8 protein-coding genes are annotated in these 10,751 nt (G+C 61.6%); 6 read left to right on the forward strand and 2 right to left on the reverse strand.

The window, feature by feature from the left end:
* Positions 1-15: 15 nt before the first annotated feature.
* From tsf to SynA1562_RS05910, 4 genes are read left to right on the forward strand one after another with little or no spacing between them, the layout of a single operon-like run.
* A complete protein-coding gene (tsf, locus tag SynA1562_RS05895) occupies positions 16-678 on the forward strand; it encodes a translation elongation factor Ts (protein ID WP_011364197.1) in 663 nt (220 codons plus the stop codon).
* 5 nt (positions 679-683) lie between these two features.
* The gene (locus SynA1562_RS05900; protein ID WP_186495141.1) at positions 684-1,805 is read left to right on the forward strand and encodes a hypothetical protein; all 1,122 of its coding nucleotides are present in this window, start codon (positions 684-686) and stop codon (positions 1,803-1,805) included.
* A gap of 32 nt (positions 1,806-1,837) precedes the next feature.
* Positions 1,838-4,276 (forward strand): ATP-dependent DNA helicase RecG, encoded by a 2,439-nt coding sequence (recG, locus tag SynA1562_RS05905; RefSeq protein WP_255445775.1) that lies wholly within the window; start codon positions 1,838-1,840, stop codon positions 4,274-4,276.
* A gap of 20 nt (positions 4,277-4,296) precedes the next feature.
* Positions 4,297-4,998: a M15 family metallopeptidase gene (locus tag SynA1562_RS05910; protein WP_186495143.1), complete on the forward strand. Its 702-nt coding sequence runs from the start codon at positions 4,297-4,299 to the stop codon at positions 4,996-4,998.
* On the opposite strand, the gene SynA1562_RS05915 is transcribed toward SynA1562_RS05910, so the two are convergent.
* On the reverse strand, positions 4,962-6,704 hold the full coding sequence (locus SynA1562_RS05915) for an NADPH-dependent assimilatory sulfite reductase hemoprotein subunit (RefSeq protein WP_186495331.1): 1,743 nt from the start codon (positions 6,702-6,704) through the stop codon (positions 4,962-4,964). The genes SynA1562_RS05910 and SynA1562_RS05915 overlap by 37 nt on opposite strands.
* Before the next feature lie 88 nt (positions 6,705-6,792).
* Here SynA1562_RS05915 and glyS point away from each other — a divergent pair, with 88 nt between their 5' ends.
* A complete protein-coding gene (gene glyS, locus SynA1562_RS05920; protein WP_186495144.1) occupies positions 6,793-8,958 on the forward strand; it encodes a glycine--tRNA ligase subunit beta in 2,166 nt (721 codons plus the stop codon).
* Positions 8,959-9,008: 50 nt separating this feature from the next.
* The gene (locus SynA1562_RS05925; protein WP_255445760.1) at positions 9,009-9,233 is read left to right on the forward strand and encodes a hypothetical protein; all 225 of its coding nucleotides are present in this window, start codon (positions 9,009-9,011) and stop codon (positions 9,231-9,233) included.
* 49 nt (positions 9,234-9,282) lie between these two features.
* Here the strand turns inward: SynA1562_RS05925 and chlP are convergent, their stop codons facing one another.
* Positions 9,283-10,650 (reverse strand): geranylgeranyl reductase, encoded by a 1,368-nt coding sequence (gene chlP, locus SynA1562_RS05930; RefSeq protein ID WP_186495145.1) that lies wholly within the window; start codon positions 10,648-10,650, stop codon positions 9,283-9,285.
* Positions 10,651-10,751: the final 101 nt, after the last annotated feature.

Raw genomic sequence — 10,751 nt, forward strand, 5'->3', positions numbered from 1 at the left:
TCACTGCTCCGACCGATGGCTGCTGCCGTATCCGCCAAGCTTGTCAAAGAACTGCGCGACAAGACTGGCGCGGGGATGATGGATTGCAAAAAGGCCCTGGCCGCCACGGAAGGCGATGCCAACAAGGCCGTTGAGTGGCTTCGCCAGAAAGGCATCGCCAGCGCTGAAAAGAAATCCGGTCGCACCGCCGCCGAGGGTGCCATCGGCAGCTACATCCACACCGGTGCCCGCGTCGGTGTTCTGGTTGAGGTGAACTGCGAAACCGACTTCGTGGCCCGGGGCGACATGTTCCAGTCGCTTCTGCGTGATGTCTCCATGCAGGTGGCGGCATGCCCCAACGTGGAGTACGTCACCACCGACGAGATCCCCAACGAGATCCGTGAGCGGGAAAAGGCGATCGAGATGGGCCGTGACGATCTCGAGGGCAAGCCGGAGCAGATGAAGGAAAAGATCGTTGAAGGTCGCATTGGCAAGCGCCTCAAGGAACTCGCTCTCATGGAGCAACCTTTCATCAAGGACAGCTCCATCACCGTTGCTGACCTCGTGAAGCAAACCGCCGGCAAAATCGGCGAGAACGTGAAAGTTCGTCGCTTCACCCGTTACACCCTGGGCGAGGGCATCGAGGTGGAAGAGAACGATTTCGCTGCTGAAGTGGCGTCCATGCAGAACGCCGGCTGATTCCCTTGTCCGACCCGGACGTCAGGCCTGCTTACGACCCGTCAGAACAGCTGGCACGCCTTCAAAGGTTGTGCCGGCTGCGGGCCATCGCCCTGTACAGAGAGCAGGCTCTCTATCTCCAGGTGCTGCGGGAACTGCTGGAAGGAGCAACCCGTCAGGCTTTGTTCAATCTTCTCGGTGAGGTTGATCCCTCCCGTTTCAGTCGGCTTCCGGAGTCGACCCGTCAAAACTTCCACGCATCGGTCAAAGACTTGACCGATCGCTGCAGCGTCCTGCTCACGGTGGAGCAGCTGATGCAACTGGTGCGGCAGATGCAGGAGGAGCAACGGCGCCAGCAGGCCCATGCCAGCAGAAGCATGTTGCAGAAGCTCAGTCGCCAGACCCAGGACAGTGCGCCTGAACCCGAGCCACCCACGTCTGAGCTGCCGCGGGAGGAACCCAGTGGATCTATTCAGCTGAGCTTGGCCTCACCGCTTGAATCCCCCCAGATGACCTCTGCTCAGGATCCCATCAAAGAACCGGTTCCTGAACCAGCAGACAGCAATTCCTCGGGAGATTTGGATGTGCTCCGCTCACTGTTCGAGCTGGCCGGTGACGCGATGCAGCAGGCCCACCAGCCCCTTGAGCCCGGTGCTGCCCATGACCCATCGCTGGAAGAAAACCAACACTTTCTCCCGAATGAACCGGATGCGTTGTTGAACTGGATCCACGCCATGGATCAGGCGCTTGAGCGACGCCTGCGCAACCTGTCCCATGCGGTAAATGTGCAGATGCTGCGGTCAGGACTGGCCCAGACCCTTCTGCCCATAAGCCTGCTGGATGCTGTCTTAAAGGGACAGGTCGAAACGCAGCCAACGGCCACGAATGTGCTTCGCCTCCGCCTCCCTCTGGCTGTCGGCGAGCTCGACCAGGGAATGGATGTGCTCTGTGTGCTCTTACGCAGCAACGATCTGGAGTTCGACAGCCCACGTCTGCGTCAGTGCCGCAAACGATTGCGCGCTCACCACCATGCTCTGCTCACAATGGTGCGGCAGCAGCGTCATTGGCAGCGTCGCTCCCTGGATCGTGAGGCCCGGACCCATTGGCAGACCCCATCCGATTCAACGCAGCAGCTGAGCGGGGACTGACCAGCGAGCAGCTTTCGCTGCTTCTGGCCTGGATGCTTCCCATTCAGCGTTCGCTGGGGTTGGAGGCTGATCGTGGTTTTCAGAATCTGCAGGGTCGCCAGCAGCGCTTTCACGCTTTTCTGCAACAGCAACTCGCAGCGCCACCGGCCTTGCCCTTTCCCCAGGGGGTCAGTGAGCGCATGTCCAAGCTCAGCTCAGGTTTTGCTGATTATCCAAACCTCGCTGATCCCGCCCGCCGTCGCCTGGTCACCGATGCCCGGCAGTGGCTGCATGAACTGCGCCATCGCTTGGAACCCTCGGCTCCCATGGCACCGCCACGCCTGAAGGTTCAGGCGTCTCCCCAGCAGCGGACCAGCTCACCACTGCAGCTCGACAGTCCCATCACCCAGATCCGTGGTGTGGGCCCGAAATTCGCGGCTCGACTGGCCTCGATCGGCCTGCTTCTGGTGCGTGATCTGCTCCGTTATTACCCCCGCGACCATGTCGATTACTCAGCGATGCGCCGCATTGAGGCGCTGGTGTCGGGTAAAACGGCCACGATCGTCGCCACGATTCGCCGGTGCAACGGATTCGTCAGCGCGAGGAACACCAACCTCGCCATCATCGAGCTCCAGCTGCAGGATCCGACCGGGCGCCTGAAGGTGAGCCGCTTCCTGGCGGGCAAACGCTTCAGCTCTCCGGCCTACCTCAAAGGCCAGCAGCGCCTCTACCCCGTTGGTGCAACTGTGGCTGTGAGTGGTCTGGTGAAAGATGGGCCCTATGGCATCACCTTTCAGGATCCATTGATCGAGGTGCTGGATAGCCCCTCGTCTCCGGTCAAATCCCCCAGCATCGGTCGGCTTCTCCCCGTGTATCCCCTCACCGAAGGAGTCGGAGCGGACCGTTTCCGCAGCCTGATCGATCAGGTTTTGCCCCTGGCGGCATCGTGGCCTGATCCGCTTCCCGCCCTGCTGCAGCGGCAATTCCAGCTGCCGGCACTGTCGGATGCCCTGCAGGCCCTGCATGCGCCCAGGGACCGCGAAAGCCTCGATCAGGGACGCCGCCGGCTGGTGTTCGATGAGTTTCTGCTCCTGCAGCTCGGTCTGTTGCGCCGACGCCAGGCCCTGCGCTCCCGGACGGGACCGCAGCTGGATCTCCAGTCCAGCTCCAGCGGGCTTGTGGGGGAGTTCATGGATCTGCTGCCCTTCCGCTTCACCGCAGCTCAGCAACGGGTGTTTCAGGAGATCGAAGTTGATCTGGCGCGCAGCGAACCCATGGCCCGGTTGGTGCAGGGGGACGTCGGCTCGGGAAAGACGGTGGTGGCCATTGCAGCGTTGCTCAGCACCATTGCCTCGGGCTGGCAGGGGGCCCTGATGGCCCCCACGGAGGTGTTGGCCGAGCAGCATTACCGCAACCTCTGCCAGTGGCTGCCGCAGCTCCATGTCAGCGTCGCGTTGCTGACGGGATCCACGCTGCGGCCTCGCCGTCGGGAGCTGCTGGATGACCTGGCCAACGGTTCGCTGAAGGTGCTGGTGGGTACCCATGCCTTGCTAGAGGATCCGGTTTTTTTCAACCGCCTGGGGCTTGTGGTGGTGGATGAACAGCACCGTTTCGGTGTGCATCAACGGGATCGCCTGCTCAACAAGGGCTTGCAGCCCCATCTGCTCACCATGACGGCAACACCGATCCCACGGACCCTGGCGCTCTCGATGCATGGGGATTTGGATGTCAGCCAGATCGATGAATTGCCGCCAGGGCGAACGCCGATTCGCACCCGCATGCTCACGGCTGCGAAGCGGGAGAAGGCCTATGAGTTGATCCGTGAGGAGGTGAAGCTGGGCCAGCGGGCCTATGTCGTTCTGCCTCTGGTGGACGAGTCGGAAAAGCTCGAGCTTCGCTCGGCCGTGGAAGTTCACGCTGAATTGGCCTCGGAGGTCTTTCCTGATATGGCCGTTGGTTTGCTGCACGGGCGTCTCTCCAGTGCCGACAAGCAGGCGGTGCTGACCGACTTCGCTGCTGGCAAGACCCAGGTTCTGGTTTCAACCACGGTGGTGGAAGTGGGGGTGGATGTGCCTGAAGCCAGCGTGATGGTGATCGACCATGCCGAACGCTTCGGTCTGGCGCAGCTGCATCAGTTGCGGGGGCGGGTCGGCCGAGGTGCTGCTGCCTCCCACTGCCTGTTGATCAATGGCAGCTCCAACCCCCTGGCCCGCCAGCGTCTCGATGTGCTGGTGCGCTCCACCGATGGTTTCGAGATCGCCGAGATGGATCTGCGCCTGCGCGGACCTGGACAGGTGCTGGGGACCCGTCAGTCGGGCCTGCCTGATCTGGCTCTGGCCAGCCTCGCCGATGATGGTGCTGTTCTGGAGGATGCACGAACAGCCGCCCAGGAGCTGTTGAAGAGCGATCCTGAGCTCGAGCAGCACCCGTTGCTGCGCGAGACCCTGGATGCACAGCAGCGTCGTCTTAGCGGCGGCACCCCCTTGAACTGATCCCATCTGTTGCCGCCTCGATGCGTCCCTGGAGCCCGATTCCCATCGCAGAGTGCGGCGAGCCGATGCAAGAGCTGCCTCCAGCTTTGTTGCGGATGGAGCCTCATCCGTACATGGCGCTTGGGGCGCCCTATGGGGCATCGGGGACTCCCTTCAAACTGCGCCTGGGGGTGGTTCAGCGCCTGCTTGACGCCCAGCAGCAGCTGGTTGAGCACGATCCCAGTCTGCGCCTGAGCATTTTTGATGCTTGGAGGCCGATTGCCGTGCAGGCCTTCATGGTGGATCACAGCATTGCCGAACTCTGCCGTGAACGTGGTGTTGAACTGCCCTCGGGGGACGCCTTTGATCAGGTGGTGGCCGATGTGGGGCGGTTCTGGGCAGCTCCCAGTCGGGACCCCATGACACCGCCACCCCACAGCACCGGTGCTGCTGTCGACCTCACCCTCAGCAGCAGCGATGGAACGCCTTTGGCCATGGGGGGAGAGATTGATGCCATTGGTGCGGTGTCTGAACCGCAGCACTACGCCGGTCGGGAGGACTCGAATGCTCGGCGCTGGCATCAACGCCGGCAGTTGCTGGCTGAAGTGATGGGAGCAGCGGGGTTTGCCCAGCATCCGAACGAGTGGTGGCACTACTCGTTCGGAGATCAGCTCTGGGCCTGGCGAAGGGGTGCCGCTGTGGCGATCTACGCCGAGGCCGTCAACAGCTCGCTCACTTCCTGATCACCCAGCTTCTCGATGTGGTCCCCGAAACTGCGACGTCCACCGGCGGCTTTCCAGCTGAGCAGAAGCGGTTCAAGGGTTTTTTCCAGATCATCTAGGGGGAGTTTTTCCATGTAAGGGCGCGCCAGACGCTGGAGGTTGGGGGTGCCGCCGAGCCAGAGCTGGTACTGGTTGACCCCGTTGCCCACCAAACCCAGCTCGGCCATGTAGGGGCGGGCGCAGCCGTTGGGGCAGCCGGTCATCCTCACCAGCAGGGACTTCTCAATCTCAAGCCGCCGCAGCTGGGCATCGAGGCGATCGAGAACATCCGGAAGGATGCGCTCTGATTCGGTGATGGCGAGCCCGCAGGTGGGTAGAGCTGGACAAGCGATCGCATGCCTGGCCAGAGGTGCTGGGGCTTCAGGCACCTCAAATCCGAGGGCTTCCAGCTGGGTGCGGATGCTGGCCCGCTGGGAGGTGCCGATGTTGCACAGCAGCAGGTCTTGATTGGCGGTGAGGCGAATCTCCAACTGATACGTCTCCACGAGCTGCCTGAGGCCGGCCTTGAGATCTCCATTCAGGCGACCGCAGAGCAGGGGCAACCCCACGAACCACATCCCTGCCTTCTGGCGATGCCAGCCGAGGTAGTCCAAAAGTTTGGCCTTGGGCTCATTGCGCAGCCCCTTGAGGTCTCCCTTGAAGTAGGTCGCGCACAGGGTGTCGCGGAACCATTGGATTCCCTTGTCGTGCAGCAGGTACTTCATGCGGGAGTGCTTGCGCATCTCCCGATCACCGTGGTCCCGTTGCAGCGCCAGTATCGCCTGAACCACATCCAGAACGTCGGCGGCATCGACGTAACCCAATGGATCCGCCGTGCGGGCGAAGGTCTCCTCCTTGTTGTGGGTGCGGCCCATGCCACCGCCCACGTAAACGTTGCAGCCCCGCAGATCGCCGGAGGGGTCGGTGAAGGCCACCAGGCCGATGTCCTGGGTGAGCAGGTCAACGGAGTTGTCCCCGGGCACGGTGACGGCCACCTTGAATTTCCGGGGTAAGTAGGTGTCTCCATAGAGAGGTTCCTCAGTGCTGCCGGAAAACACGCCGCCTTCGCTCTGGCGCTTTCTGGCCTTCTGAACGGCTCGGCTGGGCTTGAAGCGATAACTCAGGTCACCATCCACCCAGAGGTCGAGATAGGCCCCTTCGGCCGCCTCGGGGCTGAGCAGATCGGCAATTTCATCGGCCAGACGCCGTGCCACGGGATAGCCGCCTTTCTCAAAAGGAGCTGGTGGTGCCATCACATTGCGGTTGATGTCCCCGCAGGCCGCCAGGGTCGAGCCCATGTTGCGAACGATGGTGCCAATCACCTCTTTCAAGTCGGCCTTGGCGATGCCGTGCATCTGGAAGGCCTGACGGGTGGTAGCCCGCAGGGTTCCGTCCCCAAGGCGGTTGGAGAGGTTATCGAGGGCGAGGAACAGCCGGGCAGGGATGCGTCCGCCCGGACTGCGCAGCCGCAGCATCATTTGCCAGCTGCGGATCTTGTCCGTTTTGCGCAGTTCGCGGTGGTGCTGTTGGTAGCTGCCGTGAAACTTCAGCAGTTGAACGGCATCTTCCGTGAAGCGCACATCGTCGTTGCTGAGCTCGCTCAACAACGGGTCGCGAAGATGGTCGCTGTCCAGCTTGCGCTGCTCCGCCTTGGACAGCGATTGAGTTCCTGTTTCCGCCACTGCCAAGGAGCCTTCCCCCACCCCGAAAAGGATTTCTTGATTTGAACGTAGCGAAACGGCTTCCAATACAGTCGCTTCCGGCTTTGACCTTGGCGTGACGGCAACCTTTCTTCTGGAAATCGGCACCGAGGAGCTTCCTGCTGATTTCGTCCGGCAAGCGCTTGACCAACTGCAGCAGCGGGTCAGTCGTGACCTGCGTGAGGCAAGGCTGGGCCATGGAGTGGTGTCGGTGTTCGGCACCCCCCGGCGATTGGTGGTCTCCGTCGCTGAGTTGGAGGACCGCCAACCCGATCTTCAGGAAGAACGCAAGGGCCCTCCCGTGGCTCAGGCCTTCAAGGACGGTGTCCCAGGGCCAGCGGCGATCGGTTTCGCCAAGCGCTGCGGTGTTGACCCCTCAGATCTTGAGCAGCGTGACACTCCGAAGGGGCCTTGCGTCTTCGCAACCGTTCTCACCCCGGGGCAAGCCAGTGTTGAACTGCTCCAGGGGCTGATTCCTCAATGGATTGATGCTCTTCAGGGTCGGCGGTTCATGCGCTGGGGCACTGGAGCCCAGCGCTTCAGCCGCCCCATCCGCTGGCTGCTGGCGCTCAAGGGTTCTGAGCTGATCCCTGTGGTCCTCGATGGTGCTGACCCCGAGGTCCGCAGCGATCGTTTCAGCCGAGCCCACCGTCTCCATGGTGACGAGCCACTGCCCATTGCATCAGCGGAGCAGTTTGGAGAAACCCTCGCAGCCGCCGGTGTTGTTGTTGATCGTGCGGAGCGGGCCAAACGGATCCGCACCAGCCTTGATCAGTCGGCTCAGGCCGCCAACGGAACACCCGACTGCCCGGCGTCGCTGTTCGAAGAACTGGTGGACCTGGTTGAAGACCCGAGGATTCTCGAGGGGACCATCGCTGAGCGGTTCCTGCAGCTTCCCCCGGAGGTGATCAGCACGGTGATGCAGGCCCATCAGCGTTATGTGCCGCTGCAGGTGCCTGGTCTGGAGGCAGACCCCCTGCGACTCACTGCTGAGGCTGTGCTTCGTCCCCAGTTCCTGTTGGTGGGTAACGGATTAGCCCCTGCGTCGTCCTTGATCGTTCGCGGGAATGAACGCGTGCTTGGAGCGCGCCTGGCGGACGCCGAATTTTTCCTCGATGTCGACCGGCGGCAGTCCAGCGCCTCCCGGCGTGAAGCCCTCGACCGTGTCACCTTCGCCGAGGGCCTGGGCAGTCTTCTGGACCGCTCCGAGCGAATCGAGCGGCTCACGGGCCTGCTGTTGAAGCAACTCGGCCTTGATCAGAGCGTGGCGGATGCGGCCCAGCGTGCCTCTCATTTCAGCAAGAACGACCTGGTCAGCCAGATGGTGGGGGAGTTCCCTGAACTTCAGGGCCTGATGGGTGGCAAATACCTCCTGGAGGAGGGAGAAACCCGTGAAGTCGCTCTCGCTGTGGTGGAACACTATTTGCCCCGGGGAGCCGGTGATGCTCTGCCCGCAACCCCCGCGGGAGCAGTTGTGGCCTTGGCGGAACGGCTCGAGCTGCTGCTCAGCATCTTTGCTAAGGGAGAGCGACCAACCGGATCTTCCGACCCCTATGCCCTGCGGCGGGCCGGTAATGGTGTGGTGCAGATTCTCTGGGGCATGGCCTGGCGCCTAGACCTCATGGCGTTCCTGAGCAAGGCCGTGGAGGAGTGGGCTGCTCTGTTCCCGGCCTTTGCGGTGGATGCCAGCCAACTGCACAACGACCTCTGTCAGCTGATGCGGCAGCGGATCGTGTCTCAACTGGAAGACGACGGCTTTGCGCCTGATCTGGTGCAGGCTGTGGCTGGTGATGCCGTCTCCAGCCAGCGTCTGCTCAGTGATCCCCTGGATGTGAAACAGCGGATTCAACTGTTGCGTGACCTTCGGGACAGTGGTCAGCTGGATGCTGTTCAGGCGGTGGTGCAGCGGGCCGCGAAGCTTGCTGAAAAAGGTGATCTGGCACGGGATCAGCTTGTGGCCAGCGATGTGGTTGAGCCCGAACGCTTCGAGTCCGCCAGTGAGAAGGATCTGTTCGCAGCTCTCGAGCAGCTGCAGCCACTGGCTCAGCAGCGGTCGTATCAGGCCCTTGCCGATGCGCTTGTTGCGGCAACCCCGGCTCTCCAGGCTTTCTTTGATGGAGAGACCAGTGTGATGGTGATGGTCGACGATTCCGCGCTGCGGCTCAATCGCCTCAACCTGTTGGCGGTCCTGCGCAATCAAGCCTCGGTGTTGGCCGAATTTGAATCGATTCAATCCAAATGAAGGTAGCCCTGGCCTCTGCGGCTAAGCAGGGGCCAGTCCATGCAGCCTCAATGTCTGATCAAGAGACGAACACCACCCAGCAGCCTGTGCTGATCCGCCAGGGAGGCAATGGTCTGGGAACCGTGCTTGCAGCCTTGATCATTGCTGGCGCTGGTATTTACGCCATCAACGTCTGGTCGACGACCAAAAAAGAAACATCCCCCGCCAAGAACATTGAGCAGGGGATTGAGCGGATCAAGGATGCCGCTGGCAAAGCGATCGAGTCGCGCAACTAACCAGCAGCTTCAACACAGATGTTGGAGTGATGTTGTGGGCCGGCCTCCGTCAGGAGACGCCGGCCTTTTCCTTCGACTCGGAACCTTTGGATTCGCCAGCCTGTGCCTTGATCTGCTGGGCAGCTTCCTCCGCCAGGAAATCGCCGTCGGAACGGCCAACGGCCGAAGGAACAGGGTTGTAATCGGACGGAGCTAGGGCCTCGCCCCGGATCAGGCTGCCCAGGGTGCGGAGGGTGAGCTTGATCTGCTGCCAGGGGTTCATCATCACCACCCGCTTGTACAGATAGCTGTCGAAGGTCAGCTTCTGCACGTCCTTGTCGTCGCACATTTCGACGAAGGCTTCCCGGGCAGCGTCGTTGCGGTAGAAGATTCGCTGCAGGATGTCGAGAACCGCATAAGTGGCGCCGTATTTGCGGTCCCAGCGTTTGAGGTAGGTCGACTTGATCTGCTTCTCAGTGGGGATGGAAGCACCGTTGTTGGAGATTTCCACAATCGCTTCGGCACACATCCGGCCGCTCTTGGCTGCGAAGTAGATGCCTTCACCGGAGCTCTTGGTGACGTAGCCGGCGGCATCGCCCACCAGCGCCATGCGGCCCACGACGCGTCGGGGACGGGGGTGCTCAGGAATTGGGTGGGCTTCCACCTTGATCACTTCACCCTGGAACAGACGCTTGTTGGCCCGCTCCCGGATGCCCCTTTGCAGACCCTTGATCAGGCTCTGGTTTTGCTGCATGGTTCCCGTTCCAACGGCCACGTGGTCGTATTTGGGGAACACCCAGGCGTAGAAGTCAGGTGAGACGTCTGTTCCGACGTACATCTCAGCCAGATCTTCGTAGTAAGTCATCTCCTCAGCAGGAAGCTTGATCCGCTCTTGGAAGGCGATGGCCACGTTGTAATCGCCGGCGTCCATGGCTTTCGCCACCCGGGAGTTGGCGCCATCGGCACCAATGATCAGATCCACAGCCAAGGTCTTCTGCTCACCGGTTGGGCCACCGCCGCTGTAGTCGGCGTAATGGATGGTGTAGGGGCCCTGACGGTCTGCGCCGGTGTCGATCTTTTGCACCAGGCCATTGATCAGGGTTGTGCCCAGATCGGCAGCCCGGTTGCGCAGGAAGGCATCGAACACCTCACGACGGCACATGCCGATGTAGGCGTTTTCGTCGTAGCCGAGGGGATCGAGCTTGATGTCCACCTCCCTGTTGGAAGGGGAAATCATCTTCATGTTGCGGACCTTGCGGTCGATGATTTCGTCGGGCAGGTCGAACTCCTCGACCATGCAGAGCGGAATGGCCCCACCACAGGGTTTGGCGTTGTCGAGTTTGCGCTCGAACAGCCAAGTCTCAATTCCCGCCTTGGCCAGAATTTCGGCAGCACAGGAGCCACTGGGGCCACCACCGATCACCGCAACTCGCAACATCTCAGCCCGTCTCCGCTGGATTGTTTTTTGAAGCTATCACTGTCACAACAACCATTGTGGGTTGACCTGGCTGTTGCCTTTACGATCGAAACAACACGCAT

This window comes from Synechococcus sp. A15-62 (assembly GCF_014280075.1).
Lineage (GTDB): Bacteria > Cyanobacteriota > Cyanobacteriia > PCC-6307 > Cyanobiaceae > Parasynechococcus.